Origin of the sequence: Fontibacillus forbon, from assembly GCF_046559655.1 — a bacterium.
Taxonomy (GTDB): domain Bacteria; phylum Bacillota; class Bacilli; order Paenibacillales; family Paenibacillaceae; genus Fontibacillus.
The window spans coordinates 533,533-549,267 of record NZ_JBKGFV010000001.1; the positions used below are offsets into that span (position 1 = coordinate 533,533).

Below are 15,735 nucleotides of genomic sequence, written 5' to 3' on the forward strand. Positions count from 1 at the left end.
TCCTAATGATCCTTTCAACCCCAATATCTTTGTATCCGTTTTCATGATTTTGATCTATTTATACCAAACTGTTGTACAGATCAAGGGAGGATGGAACGATGAGTCAATTGCAAGGAGAAATTATTTCGGTGGGTACCCCTTCTTCCAACTTGGGGAACTACGAGGAAGCCTATGACAATTTTAGCTGGGAGGACGTTGAGAAGCAGTTTTCCTGGTATGAGACCGGAAAGGTCAATCTAGCCTATGAAGCGATCGACCGTCATGTTGACGCGGGAAAAGGGAATCTGATTGCATTGCGGTTTAATGAACTCACCCGTGATGAAACTTATACTTTTGAAGAGCTTCAGGCCAAATCGAACCAATTTGCCAACGTTTTGCGTAGCAAGGGGATTTCAAAAGGAGATCGCGTATTTGTGTTTATGCCGCGAAGTCCGGAATTATACGTCAGCATTTTAGGCATTATCAAAGTCGGAGCCGTAGTGGGACCGCTCTTTGAAGCGTTTATGGAGACTGCGGTTAAAGACCGTCTGGAAGACAGCGGAGCGGTCGCGCTTGTGACCACGACGGCTTTGCTGCCAAGAGTAAAGCGGGAGGAGCTGCCGCTGCTTCAACATCTTTTTCTCGTAGGAAAAGACATTGAGCCTGAGGAAGGCGTCGTAGATTACTATAAAGAGATGGAGCTTGCTTCGCCGGAGGCCGAAATCGAATGGGTGAACCGGGAGGATGGACTGATTCTTCACTACACTTCCGGGTCCACCGGAAAGCCGAAAGGCGTCTACCATGTTCACAATGCAATGCTGCAGCATTATTATACGGGCAAAGTCGTACTGGATCTCAAGGAGGGAGATGTCTACTGGTGTACGGCCGACCCCGGCTGGGTTACGGGCACTTCTTACGGGATTTTCGCTCCCTGGCTGCATGGCGTCACTAATGTAGTCCGCGGAGGGCGTTTCAGTCCCGGAGACTGGTACGAGACGATTCAAAAAAATAAGGTAAGCGTATGGTACAGTGCTCCAACCGCTTTCCGGATGTTTATGGGCGCAGGAGAGGATATCGTGAAACAATATGATCTCTCCACGCTGAGACATATTCTTTCGGTCGGCGAGCCGCTGAATCCGGAAGTCGTTCGCTGGGGATACAAGGTATACGGTCACCGGATTCATGATACGTGGTGGATGACCGAAACGGGGGGACAGCTAATCTGCAACTATCCTTCCATGCCGATTAAACCGGGTTCGATGGGGAAACCCGTGCCTGGCATTCAAGCGGCGATTATCGATGACAACGGCAAAGTGCTGCCGCCTCACCGGATGGGCAACCTGGCCATTCGTACACCATGGCCATCGATGATGCGGTTAATTTGGAACAATGCCCCCAAATACGAGGAATACTTCAGAATCCCCGGATGGTATATCTCCGGCGATACCGCTTATATGGACGAAGACGGGTATTTCTGGTTCCAGGGACGGATCGATGACGTCATCAATTCCTCCGGGGAGCGGATCGGGCCGTTTGAGGTGGAAAGCAAGCTCGTGGAGCATCCTGCGGTGGCGGAGGCCGGCGTGATCGGCAAACCCGACCCGACGCGCGGCGAGATCATTAAGGCGTTCATTTCGCTTCGTGAAGGGTTTCTCCCTTCCGAAGAGCTGAAAGCGGAAATCTCCAGGTTTGTGAAGGAAGGTTTGTCGGCGCATGCCGCTCCAAGAGAGATTGAATTTAAAGATAAACTGCCGAAAACCCGTTCCGGTAAAATCATGCGGCGCGTGTTGAAGGCATGGGAACTAAACCTCCCAGCAGGCGATTTGTCGACGATCGAGGATTAGTAGTTAAAAAAAGGGTTCCGGGATGAAATTCATCCCGGAACCCTTTTGGTTGAGTCTACTTGCTATATTGCACGGGAGCGGACGGGGCGGATTCGCCGAAAGCGTTGACCGCCGTTACTTGAATCCAGCCACCGGCCGCGTCGCTCTTGAAGGAAAACTGATTTCCGGCCGTAGAGCCGAGCAAGCTGAACTGACCGTTCGCCGCATCAGAGAAGTAGATGTTATAACTTGACACGAAGTCAGACAGCGGGGCGCTTCCCCAGGTAACCGTAATCTCATTATCCGAGGTCTGAATCGCTACCTGGCCGGGAACTGCAGGCGGAAGGAAGATTTCTTCCTGTCCCGGATCGCCGCCAGGCTCCGTTACCTCTCCTTCACCCTCCGGAAAATCCGGAATCCAGCCGTCCGAGCTTACAATCGCGCTTGGTTCCGATTCCTTTCCGGCAACATCGACGGCCGTCACATAATACGAATGGATGAATCCGCCGGTGTCTGAATCGGATATCGCGGTCGTCTGTCCGGTAAGGACCGCCTTGCCCGTATACTGGAATGTGCCGCCGTCAGCGGACCGGTAGAGACGGTAACCCACGACATCGTTCTCGCCGTTCTTGCTGAACGTAACCTTGGAGGTTCCGTTCTCGGAAGTTAGCCTCACATTGGCAGGCGCTGCCGGAGGCGCTCCGTCATCCACGCGAGGGTCCGGCTTCGTTGGAGCATCTTCTCCCGCATCTTTCGGCAGATAGAAGCTCAGCGGTTTATGGCCGCCTTTCATGGAGGAGAAGGCCTTTTCCAGCTCATCGATCAATTCCTTGATCGGCTTTTCGCGTTTCATCACCACTTTTTCAAGCACCATATCGGACGGTGTAGCTTCTTGAGGAATGTAGTTCACACCCTCATAAGTAATGTATTTCATACGAACCAGCACATCGTCCGGTTCTTTCGGGACGTATTTGACATTGAAAATGTCCGTAACCATTTTACCGGCCTGCTTGGTAAGCTCGGTCGGCAGCTTGCCGCTGAATCCCGACACCGTCGCGGAGACGATGCCGTCCGGTTTGGTGAACTCCGGCGTGACGAATAAATCCGGTTCGTTTTCGGTCACTTCGTTCATCACTTTCGACCAAATGGATCGTGCCCGGGACTTCCCGGGTTCCGACAGCGTATTGACGGGTTCTTTGTAGCCGATCCATACACCCAGTGTTACGTCTGGGGAATAGCCCATAAACCAGACGTCGGCGTAATTTTGCGTCGTGCCGGTCTTCCCGACGACCGGAATTTCACCGTACTTTTTAAAATCGCTCTTGATGGATTTCCCGGTTCCGTCCTTGATGACGGTGCGCAGCATATCGGTCATGAGGTAGGCCGTCTGCTTGGAAAATACGCGCTGCGGGTCGGCTTCATGTTTATAAACGATGTTTCCTTTGGAATCCGTAATTTTGGCAATCATGTACGAGTCGTTGAATTCTCCGCCGTTGGCAATCGCCGTATAGGCGTTGGTAAGCTCTTCTACAGTAACGCCGTACTTCAATCCGCCGAGTACTCCGGTTTGGGCTCCGTAGTCCTGTTCATCCAAGGTCGTAATGCCCAGCTTCTTGGCAAAATCCCAAGCCTTGTCGATACCCACGGTTTGATTGAACACCTTCAGGGCGGGAACGTTACGCGACTCATTCAGCGCCGTGCGCGCGGTTACCAGACCTTTGTAGCCTCCACTGGAGTTGACAGGGATATGGTACCCCTTCTGGTAATCCCGCAAAATAATCGGCGAATCGTCAATGATGCTCGCCGGTTGAATCAATCCCGCCTCCATCGCCGGCAAATAGGCGGCGATCGGCTTCATGGTCGAACCGGGCTGGCGGATCATTTGTGTAGCATAGTTCATTTGCTCCGTATAGAAATCCCGGCCTTCGATCATCCCGAGGATCGCCCCGGTATGGTTGTCGATCATCATGCCGGCCACTTGTTCCAGCCCTTTGGTTTCGCTGTATTTGGAGAAGTTCTCCTTGTTTTCCGAAACCTTGTGCATGGAATTGTATACTTTTTTGTCAATCGTCGTAAAGACCCGATATCCTCCGGTAAGCAGCTCCTGACGGGCTTCTTCAAGGATCTGCGAGTTTTTGGAGATCTCTTCTTTGGTCATTTCCGGATTGTTCAGCATAGCGATCACTATAGCGCTCTGCCGTTCCGTCTCCAGCATCAGATAAGGGAACGTTTCATACGCTTTCTTCGTTTTCGGCGCGAGCGACGCTTTAATATCGAACGCAAGCGCTTCTTCATACTGGGCGCTATTTATTTTGTTCTCTTCCAGCATACGCTGAAGAACCAGACGCTGCCGCTTGAGCGCGCGATCGAAAGCTTCCTGGTTGAACTCCCCTTTTCCGTTATAGGCAGAATAAGAGGAAGGGAGCTGAGGCAACCCGGCCAAATAGGCCGATTGGGCGATATTCAAATCTTCCAGGTTGACGATATTGAAGATGCCTTTGGCCGCTGCCTTGATCCCGTAAACCTGATACCCGTTAGACCCGTTTCCGAACGGTACTTTGTTCAGGTAAGCCGTAAGGATTTGGTCCTTGGTCAGGAAGCGCTCCAGCCGCATCGCCAGCAAAATTTCTTTCACTTTCCGGTTGTCCGTCCGGTCGAGATTCAGAAATACCCGGCGTGCCAACTGTTGGGTCAGCGTGCTTCCGCCGGTCTGGATATCTTCTTTGAGCAGTTTTTGCTTTACTGCACGCATCGTACCTTTGAAGTCGACACCCATATGTTCTTGAAAATTATTGTCTTCGATGGCTATGACGGCATCAATAACGGAAGAAGGAATTTCTTCATAACTGATGGGCCGCCGGTCTTCTTCCGAACGCAATTGGCCGATGGGCTGGCCGTCGCGGAAGTAGGCGAATCCTGTAATTTCGTTATAATTGATTTTTTGCTCGATATCGGCACGCGTTCTCACGGGTTCGTCTACGACGATCGAGGAGACATATCCGAATACGGCTCCTCCCGCAAACAAAGCTCCGGCAAACCCGAGCAAAACGAGCCAGCCAAGCGTTGTCCAAACCCAACGTCCCCGTTTACGCTTGGGCGCAGGCTTTTTGTTTCGCGATGTGCTCCGTGATTCGCTTCGCGATTTGCGTTGCTCCTTCCCGGAGTTGTTATCGTTCTCATGAACCATGGATGATCCTCCTTTTTAACAGCAACATTATAGCATAAAAATGGTGGTTTGGTGTCTTTTTCAGCTCATTCGGACAGGATCCGACCCGGATTCGAGCCGCTTTGCGTTTGACTTGACGAAAGTTTCTGTGATATAAAATAGTCAATTGCATATCGTTAAAGGCTTGGAAAGACTTAGTAGAAGGCGGAATCCCGCCGCTCAGAGAATCGGTGGTCGCTGCGAACCGAATGGGCGGATCCCTTTTGAATTACCGTCTGGAGCCGTCCGGGGGAACGCAGAAATAGTCAGTAGTCCGGTACCGGGAAGACCCGTTATTGAAATGAGGTGAAAACCGTTCTGTTCAAATTGGCCCGCCCTACGGCGGACAAGGCTGGATAACGGTTTTAATTAGGGTGGTAACGCGAGCAGCTCCTTCTCGTCCCTTGGGATGATAAGGAGCTTTTTGTCGTTTTCGGATAGGTTGAATCAATTTTAGGAGGAATGCTGAAATGAAGTGGGAAGAATTAACGTCAATCCAGCAGGAGGAAGTCGAGCGCCAATTGAAGGTGATCTCCCGCGGTGTGGTGGAGATTGTGCCGGAGGATGAATTAAAGCAAAAAATCATGAAATCGGTTGTGACCGGAACCCCGTTAAATGTAAAGCTGGGACTTGACCCTTCAGCTCCGGACATTCATGTAGGTCACACGGTGGTTTTGCAAAAGCTGCGCCAGTTCCAGCAGTTTGGACATCAGATCCAGCTCATTATCGGCGATTTTACCGGGAAGATCGGCGATCCGACGGGTAAATCGGAAACCCGCAAGCAGTTGTCCGAGGAGGATGTGCAGCGGAATGCCGAGACGTACCGTCAGCAAATTTTTAAAATTCTGGATCCGGAAAAAACGAAGGTATTCTTTAACTCCGAATGGCTCGCTCCGATGACGTTCGAAGAAGTGGTCAAGCTGGCTGCGAAGGTAACGGTAGCCCGGATGCTTGAGAGAGACGACTTCACCAAGCGTTACCAGAGCGGTCAGCCGATCAGCATTCACGAGTTCTTCTACCCGTTGATGCAGGGAATGGACTCGGTCGCGCTGCATACCGATATCGAGCTTGGAGGCACGGACCAAAAGTTCAATCTGCTGATGGGCAGAACGCTGCAAAAGGAATACGGCCTGGAGCCGCAGGTGGCGATTATGACGCCGCTGATCGCAGGTCTTGACGGCGTGCAGAAGATGAGCAAAAGTCTTGGAAACTACATCGGCATCGATGAAGAGCCGAACGAAATTTATGGTAAATCGATGTCCGTGCCGGATGAGCTTATGCTGAAATACTATGAGCTGGCGACCGACCTGACGAACGAGGAATTGGCTGTACTCAGCGAAGGCGTCAAGACAGGTGCGGTACATCCGCGGGACGCTAAAATGCAGCTTGCCTATACGTTTGTCCGTATGTACCATGGCTTAGACGCGGCTGAAGCGGCGCAAGAGCATTTTATTACCGTCTTCCAGCAACGGGCGCTGCCGGAAGATATTGAAGAGATCACGGTACCTGCCGGCGAACTGAAAGACGGCAAAATCGGCCTGATCAAGCTGTTGTCGCTGCTCGGCTTTGCTGCTTCCAATAGCGAAGCTCGGCGCAGTATCCAGCAAGGTGCAGTCAAGGTGAACGAAGAGAAGCTTACGGATCCGAATGCTGAAATTGTCATTTCGGATGGCGATGTTATCCAAGTGGGCAAACGAAAGTTTGCGAAGCTATCGGTAAAATAATAGGAAAGGGGCCGTAAGGCCCCTTTTTACATTTAAATTTACTTCCAAAAAGGATGGCGTTTATAAAAATAACTGGAAAACTTCCATTTAATTTATTGATAATCGGCCTTATCGGTAAGAGAACAATAAAATAGATGGAGAATTTTATTACTGTAACAGTAGGATAGTTCGAATAAAATACAGTAGCATAACCTAAGTTTGGTCCTGGAAAGGAGGGTTTGCTATGTTTAAAATCGGTGAATTTTCAAAGCTTACCCAGGTTTCGATAAGAATGCTGCGTTATTATGACGAGACAGGTCTGTTAAAGCCGGCGCGGATCGACAACGATTCGGGATACCGTTATTATTCGGTTGAACAAATCTCCCTTTTGCATAAAATTGTTTTTTTGCGGGATACCGGGTTCACGGTTGCTGAGATCGCTCTCGCTATCGGCAACTGGGAGGCCTCCTTCGTAACCAGGCAGCTCAGAGACAAACAGGAAGAGATAGCCTCCGAAATCAGAAAAGAGCAGGAGAAACTGAAAAAAATAGAAATCGCCCTCCGCGACATTCATGACGAAAAAATGGCCGTTCATTGCAACGTTACGCTTAAAAGCGTGCCAAGCTACGGTGTTTTATCGTTGAGAAGAATAATACCGGACTATTTCGGCGAAGGGGCGCTTTGGTCGGAGATCACCCGTTATATTGAAGCCGAAGGATTGGCCGTTCCTCAAAGCAGCAAAACTTTCGCGGTTTATCATGACAAGGATTTTAAAGAATGCAATGTAGATGTTGAGGTATGTGTAGTGGTGGGTGAAAATCTTCGTAAAATCGGCAACGGATTTACGTTTCGTGAAACGGAACAAATCGATACGATGGCCTGCGCTCTGGTAGATGGCCCTTATGAAAATATCGGATCCGCTTTTTTGGCGTTAGCACGCTGGCTCCATTCCCATGATCAATACAGTATGGAAGGCTTGAACAGGCAAATTTGCCATAAGGGCCCGTGGAACGAGGAGAATCCGGAATGTTATCTCACGGAGATTCAAATTCCGGTGGTAAAAAAACAAATATGAATTTATTAATACAGCCTGCCGATGTGTTTGCGGGCTGTTTTTTTTCGTTTCTTGACTCTCACATGGTGGGAGGCTTTAAAGTGAAATTGAATTTGGAATTGGTTTATAAAAAACAAGGAGGATGCGAAGTGGAAAAATTATTAGTCAATCCCATCGGAACTATAAAAACGGGTCAGGATGGGGCATGTATCGTTGTGGATGAGAAATACGTTCCGGCATTAAAAGGATTGAAAGGCTTCAGCCATGTGGTTGTTGTTTGGTGGTTTCATGAATTTGACAATGAAGAGGCCAGAAATATGATGCAGGTGCAGTCACCTTATAAATCTTCTCCTCCAAGTCTGGGGACATTTGCTACCCGCTCGCCGCTCAGGCCCAATCCGGTAGCCTTGAGCGTAGTTCAGGCGATTCATATCGATGAAAACCAGGGCATTATTCAGATTCCCTTTATCGATGCCAATGAAGGTTCGCCGGTTATTGACTTAAAGCCTTATACGCCTAGTCTTGATCGGGTAGAATCACCTCATGTCCCGGAATGGTGTCGGCACTGGCCGGGGAGTCTGGAAAAGTCGGCGTATTTCGACTGGGCAGGAGAATTTAATTTTTAAACCAAAAAAACCGGCCAATCCCGAAAGGGGTTGACCGGTTTTTGCTATTCTTAACGGTTGTAGAATTCGACGATTTGTTTTTCGTCGATGTCTTGGGACAGCTCGGAACGTTCAGGCAGACGGATGTACTTGCCTTCAACAGCGCTGTCGTTGAATTCCAGGTAAGCTGGAAGATGCGTGCGGTTTTCCAAAGCTTCTTTAACAGAAGAAAGGCCGCGGCTTCTTTCGCGAAGACCGATAACGTCGCCAAGGTTAACACGGTAGGAAGCGATATCCACTTTCTTGCCGTTTACGGTGATGTGACCGTGGGAAACCAATTGACGCGCACCAGCGCGGGAGTTTGCAAAACCAAGACGGTATACCAGGTTGTCCAGGCGGCTTTCAAGCAATGCCATGAAGTTTTCGCCGGCGATACCAGGCATTTTTTGCGCTTTGGTAAACAAAGTGCGGAATTGTTTTTCGCCCAAACCGTACATGTGGCGCAATTTTTGTTTTTCCAAAAGCTGCATGCCGTAGTTCGATACTTTTCTCCGTTGGTTAGGACCATGTTGTCCAGGAGGGAAAGGGCGTTTCAAATCTTTGCCAGTGCCGCTCAGGGAAATGCCGAGGCGACGGCTGAGTTTAAATTTAGGACCAGTGTAACGTGCCATTGTATAGGTAGACTCCTTTTATCATGAAATTTTCGTGTAGGGTTCTACTTGCGCGGGTTTTGTTTGGACGGGCGGAGGATAGTAGAATCCGCTCTCTAACAGGAAAGTTCAGCCGCTGTCCTGTCAGCAACAAAAACCGAGAGGGTGCTCGCATGCGTTACGCCCTAATCAAGATCCTATCCAGATCTTTATCAACAATAAATATTATATGAATCGGGACAGTAAAGTCAAGCGGAGGATTTTGTTTTTTTAGGTGGAAATTTGTCGATAGGGCTTTTGTCCTAAAATATTAGGGTAAAATGAAGGAATTTTAATGCAAAACAATCAGGAAGATAGTAAAATGAACATAATAACTAGCTAGAGAGAAATCAAAGCTTATTGAGATTAACGCATAACTATGGGCAGAGTCAAACGGCTTCGTTTACATTATCTCGCTGCGGGCTGGACGCGGTGAAAAAGGAGCTTTTTTCATGACAAAACAATCAAGAGATAACTGCACGCAGTCGTTTAACCCGGATACAAGCATTACTCTGCCGCAAATGAATGAAGGGAAAGAGCAAGACGACCAGATGAACTGGTTGAAACTGCTTGATATCACATTCTATGACTATCCATATATATCTTCTTTGCTTCAGTCGGCGTACACCGATTGGATTAATGAGATGCAAGAACCTCCAGCTTCTTGCCGGATGGTTTGGTTTGCCGCTAACCATACGGGAGAGCTGGTAGAGACAGGGCAGCGTAACCTTGACGTCGAGGAGCGCCACGGATTTCAGCTTGAGGTAGCCCAGGCTTGTTTGCTGCGCCGGGACATTACGATGTCGGGTTTCGAAGATGGTTATTGCATCGCGGTTCCGGTTTTTACGCGGCACACTAACGAAGTATTCGCAGTGCTGGGATGCCAGGTAACAGGTCTGGAGAAGGATGGAGCTTCCATAGTACAAGCCTGGGTGAGCATGGCTGCCCGCTATTTCCGGACATGCTTCTATAGAAGATTCGAGGCATTGTTCGTATCGGATTTACTGCATGTGCAGAAGCAGGCCAAACGGGAAGAATACCGGCGATCCATCCTGTTTCAGGTTGTTCAGAAGCTGCATGATCAAATCGATGTCGATGCGGTGCTGACGGAGGTGTTCGAGCGGATTGCCGGCATGTATCCCAATGCGAAGGTAGAGCTCCTCATGTCTCAGGACCATCTCAGCCGGGATCCCCGGGTCAAGTCGCTCCAACTGCAGGGTGAGAAGGATCATATGTGCGTCCGTGCGTTTATGGAGGGACGGATGCTACGGGCTGAGATTTGGGGCAAGGATGAAGAACCTTGCCTGGAAATTGCGGTGCCGCTGGTGGGCAAGCAAGGGGTTTATGGCGTATTTCATTTGATTATGCCCCGCGACGAAATCGAAGAGGTGGATCTGCAACTGATCGGTATGCTCGCAGATACGGCGGGATCGGCTTTTGAGAACGCGAAATTGTACGAACAATCCAATCTTTTGGTGAGCGAGCTGCGGTTGATTAACGAGTTGACCAAACGGCTCAACCAGAGTCTGAGGCTGAAGGAAGTGTTCAAGTTCGCGACCGAGGAGCTGTTATCCATCTTCAAAGCGGAGTACTGCTGTATTTCCCAAATTGAAAAAGACAGTGATTTCTTTGAGGTGATGGCCTGCAACGTTCCATCGCTCTCCAAGGAGTATTTTCCTAAAGATTACGGATTCAGCGGCATGGTGTTTTCTTCCAAAGAACCGATTATTTTATCCGATTACAAGGCTTACGATAAAATTCAGTCCAGGCTAATGGATGAAACGGGCGCCCGCTCGCTCATCGTGGCGCCTCTGGTCGTCCGGGGAGAAGTTATCGGGGCAATTATGCTGGCACATCGCGCGGAACGCTTTTTCTCCTATGAAAATTATAGATTGCTTCAGGTCTTGTCCTCGCATATCGGCCTTGCGATCGCCAATGCCTCGCTGCATGCAGAAGTGCGGCGGATGGCCAATCACGACATGCTGACCGATCTGTATGCGCGCCGTTATCTGGACGACCGGATCCAGGAGCTCCAAAAGCGGGATGAAGGGGGCTCCCTGATCATCGTCGACATTGATTTGTTCAAGCAGGTAAATGATACATTCGGTCATCAAGCGGGGGATAAAATTTTGCGGCAGGTATGCTCCATCATTAAAAGCACGGTCCGTAAGACCGATATTGCGGCCCGATGGGGGGGCGAGGAGCTGGCGATTTATTTACCGGCTGCCGATGTGCAAAGCGGATACCAGATCGCGGAAACGATCCGCCTTCGGGTCGCGATGGAAACGGAGCCGCGGGTAACCGTTTCTTGCGGAATTGCTGAGTGGAACCGCGAAAGTGAGAAAATCAGCGTAGAGTCCTTGTTCTACCTGGCGGATATGGCCCTGTACAAAGCCAAGAATAACGGCCGGAACCAGACGCAAATCGGCCTGAGCCACGAAAACTAGGATTCGCTTTGTTGTATTTCGTGCATAAAGCTTAAGCCTTTTAAGAAAATGGATGCCTCATCGGAGGTGTCCATTTTCTTTGCGTATAGATTCCTCGAGGCAGGATAGGCTACAGCTAATATACCTTTTCCGGTCAAGGTTGCGGCATACGGCTTTCCGGAAATAGAGAGGCGCTGGATCATTATGTACAAGGCGTATATTAAGGCGGGCTGGATCGGGTGCGTTATCCTTCTATTATCGGCTTGCGGCCTTAGCGAAACTAAGACGGCTGAGGATTGGTTCCATTATACCTGGTCCGGTCTTGCCGGCTGCGATTCATTGACTTTTCGCGGCAGCGCGGCTGTTTTTCGCGGACAAAATTCCAAGATGGAGGACTCCGTAAATTTTACGGGACAGCTGAAAGACCATCATCAATTAGCCATCCGTACGGTGCTGCCAAAATCCGGATCAACCGAAAAGAACACGGGAGTTCAGGCGAAAGGAATCCATCCGGCGGCATTTAAAGCGGATCTTCAGTGGAAAGGCGGGAGCTGGAGCCTGGAATCGAATGAAAACGATGTTCTCCTTCGGGGGATTGCCCGGCTGAATCCGCTGGATCAGTTGGAGGAAATACGCGCAATGAAGAAGTCGATAACTACGGAAAAAGGAGCCGGGAGAGGGACAAGGGTGCTGCGGATCGAGCTCGACCCGGAGGAGGCGAGACAACGCCTGGGCGTAAAGCTTGAAGGGGAAATGGAGGCCATTAAAGACGGATGGAAAGAGCAGCTTGCTCAGGTGTCACGCGAGCGGCGCGCGAAGGTGGAAAGCGAACTTCGGAAGGAATGGTCGGAGGGACGGGAACAAATGGTATCCATGCTGAATCGGGCGGAGGCCAAAGTGGTTTATCATTTAACGATTAAGCGTAATTCCGGCCTGCCGGTGAGACTTTCTTCGGAGACGGAACTGAACTATACGAACGCACTGGGTATACAGGAACGCGAAGTGCTGATTACGGACAGCCGGTTTGATCAATTTCATTGAAAACGGGTTGGGCTGACTTCAAGGAAACAGCGTGCTACAATAGAAGATGAGAATTAACCAATGTTCAACATATTTGCGGGTTCACTTAATGAAGCCGCTCCGGGCTTTTGGGAGCCCATTATTTTGAGGAGGCGTAATGGTATGCGAGATCCAAGAATACAAAAACTGGCAGAGAACCTGGTAGGTTATTCGGTGAATGTTCAACCGGGGGAAAATGTCCTGGTAGAGATGATCGGCAATGAACGTGACCTGATCAAAGCCGTGGTCGAAGAGATCGGTAAAAAGGGCGGGAATGCCTTTGTTGAGCTGACGGATAAAACCGTGCAAAGCGCCCAATTGAAATATGCCACGGAAGAAGGAATCAAAGCGTGGGCGGAATATGACCTGGCCCGGATGAAGATGATGGACTGCTACATCGGGATTCGCGCAGGCTCCAATGTCAACGATATGTCCGACGTTCCTGAAAAGGGCATGAAGCTTTACAATACGTTATATAACCATCCGGTACATAGCGAGCAGCGGGTCAAACACACGAAATGGGTCGTACTTCGCTATCCGAATGCAAGCATGGCTCAACTGGCCAATGTCAGCACCGAAGCTTTCGAAAACTTCTATTTTGATGTTTGCAATCTGGATTACGCAAAAATGGACCGGGCTCAAGACGCATTGCAAGCATTGATGAACCGTACCGACAAAGTGCGCATTACCAGTCCGGGAACGGAGCTTACTTTCTCGATCAAAGGCATCGGTTCGGAAAAATGCTCCGGGCAAAAAAATATTCCGGATGGCGAAGTGTACAGCGCACCTGTACGGGACTCCGTAAATGGCACGATCAGCTACAATGCGGCGACTTTGTACAATGGGGTCACTTTTGAAAATATTAAATTCCGCTTTGAGAACGGCAAAATCGTTGAAGCGACAAGCAATGATACCGAACGCTTGAACGAGATTCTTGATTCGGATGAGGGTGCCAGATATATCGGGGAATTCGCGATCGGCTTTAACCCTTACATTCTTCATCCGATGAAGGATATTCTGTTCGATGAGAAGATCGCGGGCAGCCTTCATTTCACGCCGGGCCAGGCCTATGATGAAACGGACAACGGCAACCGTTCTTCGGTTCACTGGGACCTCGTCTTGATCCAGCGGCCGGAATACGGCGGCGGAGAAATTTATTTCGATGACGTCCTCATTCGTAAAGACGGGATTTTCGTGCTTCCGGAACTGGAGGGCTTGAATCCGGAGAACCTGAAATAAAGTGAAAATCCCTTGCTTGGAAAGCGGATTCAATGTATCATAAAGATATGTTATTTCAAAGTTAGACACGGAGGGATCGCTATGGCCACTAATAACGAAGCAGTAGTGGAAATTGCTCAAACAGCAGGAAAGTTTACTTCATCTATTGTGCTGCAAGCGGACAATAAGTACATTGACGTTAAAAGTATCCTCGGTCTTTTCACTACCTTGGTGAACACGAAGAGCTATGAACTGCATGTTCACGGACCGGATGCAGATGAAGCCAAAGCAGCTGTATCGGAAGTATTTGCAAAATACGGCTTGGATGTAAAAATAGTGGCCGAATAAGCTGGATCAAGAAATACTCCTGCCCCATTATGGCGGGGGTATTTTTTGTATGGATAATCTTATTTTGGATTGCGGTATAATAAGAGAATAGTTTTGAAATATCGTTTATTTAGCGGGGTTCTTGTATTGGCTTCCGATTTCGTCTAAAATTATGAATAGAATAGCTTTGTGGAGATTTTGGAGGACCTAGGGGGGGATGAACATGACTTCATCTGATTTGCAAGAGCAACTGAATCTCAGAGCGCTCAATCTTCTGAAAGAGGATGCAGATAAAATAGAAAAGCTGATCGAAGTGCAGATGGAGAACCTGGCTACGCGTTACTGTCCTCTCTATGAGGAAGTACTGGATACCCAGATGTACGGTTTCTCCAGGCAGGTCGATTATGCGGTGCGCATCGGATTGGTTCAGGAGCCGGTAGGCAAACAGATCTTGAGCAGACTGGAACGTAATCTGGCTACGCTTTACGAAGCCATGAACAATAAAGAGTAATGCTCGTTAAAGCCAAAAGCGCATGACCCTTCTAACAGGGCATGCGCTTTTTTTTAGCAGTTATTATACCAGATAGAAAGAGAAACCGAGAATACAATATACGGCGATCAGCAGCAGGCCTTCGTACCAGTTGGTCTGACCGTCTTGGGTTATCGATTTGGCAATGAAGACAGCGACGCCGATGGCCGCTAGTTCGATGACCGTAAAGACGATATCCATCGGATTACCGAGCAGGTGACTGACGAATATCAGGACCGGAGCAACGAACAAGGCGATTTGCAGACTGCTTCCTACCGCGATTTCGACCGCGGCACCGATTTTGTTCTTCATGGCGAGCAGGATGGCTGCGCTGTGTTCGGCTGCATTACCGACAATCGCGACGACAAAGGCGCCGACGAAAATTTCGCTCAGGCCGAACTTGGTGGTAAAGGTATCGAGACTATGTACGAGCCATTCACTGACAAACGCCACCATGACTGTAGCGAGAACCAGATACAAAATAGAACGTTTCTTGGACCAAGTCGGTTCATGTTCATGCGGCAGTTCTTGATCGACGCTTTCGGTAACATCGGCCAGATAATTCTTATGGGTAACCATGGAGAAGATCAGCCAGAGAATATAAGCGACAATCAGTACACCGGCTACGACGAGGCTGAGGATATTCCGGTCATCTTCGTGAAGCACATGCGTATTCAGGAAGATGGCGGGCACGAACAGAGCGATGATCGCTACGATCATCAGGGAACCGTTCATTCCGGCAAGGGAAACATTATACTTCTGCACCTTGTGCTTCAATCCGCCCGCGAATAAACTAAGCCCGAGCACAAGCAGCAGGTTGCCGATAATGGAGCCAGTGATGCTGGCTTTGACCATGTCGAATTTGGCTTCCCTTAAGAGCATGATGGCGATGATCAATTCGGCCGCATTCCCGAATGTGGCATTCAAAAAACCGCCCAGACGCTGCCCTGCATAGTGGGCCACACTTTCGGTGGCTTTGCCAAGGAATCCGGCGACAAAGATGACCGCGACCGCGGAGATGATGAATTCCAAAGTTGCGGACCAATGGGCGTAATGACCGATGGCACTTAGTACAAAAAAGAGGACGAGTAGTCCTGGAGACAAATATTTTTTCATTT

At 49.4% G+C, this 15,735-nt stretch carries 12 protein-coding genes and 1 other annotated feature; of the genes, 9 read left to right on the plus strand and 3 right to left on the minus strand.

Features of this window, described 5'->3' with window-relative positions:
- Positions 1-98 precede the first annotated feature (98 nt).
- Positions 99-1,823 (plus strand): acetate--CoA ligase, encoded by a 1,725-nt coding sequence (gene acsA / locus ACLB09_RS02360; protein ID WP_410768143.1) that lies wholly within the window; start codon positions 99-101, stop codon positions 1,821-1,823.
- A gap of 55 nt (positions 1,824-1,878) precedes the next feature.
- Here acsA and ACLB09_RS02365 read toward each other — a convergent pair whose 3' ends face one another.
- A complete protein-coding gene (locus ACLB09_RS02365; RefSeq protein ID WP_410768144.1) occupies positions 1,879-4,989 on the minus strand; it encodes a transglycosylase domain-containing protein in 3,111 nt (1,036 codons plus the stop codon).
- A 155-nt stretch (positions 4,990-5,144) separates the two neighbouring features.
- Positions 5,145-5,415: a binding site (T-box leader), on the plus strand.
- A 62-nt stretch (positions 5,416-5,477) separates the two neighbouring features.
- Between ACLB09_RS02365 and tyrS the strand changes: the two genes are divergently transcribed.
- The 3 genes from tyrS (at position 5,478) to ACLB09_RS02380 (ending at position 8,390) form a co-directional block, all read left to right on the plus strand.
- Positions 5,478-6,731 carry a tyrosine--tRNA ligase gene (tyrS, locus tag ACLB09_RS02370; protein WP_410768146.1) on the plus strand — a complete coding sequence of 418 codons (1,254 nt, stop codon included), beginning with the start codon at positions 5,478-5,480 and terminating at the stop codon, positions 6,729-6,731.
- Positions 6,732-6,954: 223 nt separating this feature from the next.
- A complete protein-coding gene (locus ACLB09_RS02375) occupies positions 6,955-7,785 on the plus strand; it encodes a MerR family transcriptional regulator (protein ID WP_410768147.1) in 831 nt (276 codons plus the stop codon).
- Positions 7,737-8,390 carry an SAM-dependent methyltransferase gene (locus ACLB09_RS02380; RefSeq protein WP_410768148.1) on the plus strand — a complete coding sequence of 218 codons (654 nt, stop codon included), beginning with the start codon at positions 7,737-7,739 and terminating at the stop codon, positions 8,388-8,390. The genes ACLB09_RS02375 and ACLB09_RS02380 overlap by 49 nt, the downstream gene beginning before the upstream one ends.
- Positions 8,391-8,440: 50 nt before the next feature.
- On the opposite strand, the gene rpsD is transcribed toward ACLB09_RS02380, so the two are convergent.
- Entirely contained in the window at positions 8,441-9,040 is a 600-nt protein-coding gene (rpsD, locus tag ACLB09_RS02385; RefSeq protein WP_410768149.1) for a 30S ribosomal protein S4, read from the minus strand.
- A 470-nt stretch (positions 9,041-9,510) separates the two neighbouring features.
- Here rpsD and ACLB09_RS02390 point away from each other — a divergent pair, with 470 nt between their 5' ends.
- The 5 genes from ACLB09_RS02390 (at position 9,511) to ACLB09_RS02410 (ending at position 14,599) form a co-directional block, all read left to right on the plus strand.
- Complete coding sequence (locus ACLB09_RS02390; RefSeq protein ID WP_410768150.1) at positions 9,511-11,505, plus strand: sensor domain-containing diguanylate cyclase; 1,995 nt, start codon at positions 9,511-9,513, stop codon at positions 11,503-11,505.
- 183 nt (positions 11,506-11,688) lie between these two features.
- Positions 11,689-12,525: a hypothetical protein gene (locus tag ACLB09_RS02395; RefSeq protein ID WP_410768151.1), complete on the plus strand. Its 837-nt coding sequence runs from the start codon at positions 11,689-11,691 to the stop codon at positions 12,523-12,525.
- Between the two features lie 141 nt (positions 12,526-12,666).
- Positions 12,667-13,782, plus strand: a complete 1,116-nt coding sequence (locus ACLB09_RS02400) for an aminopeptidase (RefSeq protein ID WP_410768152.1) — start codon at positions 12,667-12,669, stop codon at positions 13,780-13,782.
- Between the two features lie 81 nt (positions 13,783-13,863).
- Positions 13,864-14,109, plus strand: coding sequence for an HPr family phosphocarrier protein (locus ACLB09_RS02405; RefSeq protein ID WP_114494961.1), 246 nt, complete (start codon positions 13,864-13,866; stop codon positions 14,107-14,109).
- A gap of 202 nt (positions 14,110-14,311) precedes the next feature.
- On the plus strand, positions 14,312-14,599 hold the full coding sequence (locus ACLB09_RS02410) for an Fpa/YlaN family protein (protein ID WP_410768153.1): 288 nt from the start codon (positions 14,312-14,314) through the stop codon (positions 14,597-14,599).
- Between the two features lie 63 nt (positions 14,600-14,662).
- On the opposite strand, the gene cax is transcribed toward ACLB09_RS02410, so the two are convergent.
- Entirely contained in the window at positions 14,663-15,733 is a 1,071-nt protein-coding gene (gene cax / locus ACLB09_RS02415; protein ID WP_410768154.1) for a calcium/proton exchanger, read from the minus strand.
- Positions 15,734-15,735 lie beyond the last annotated feature (2 nt).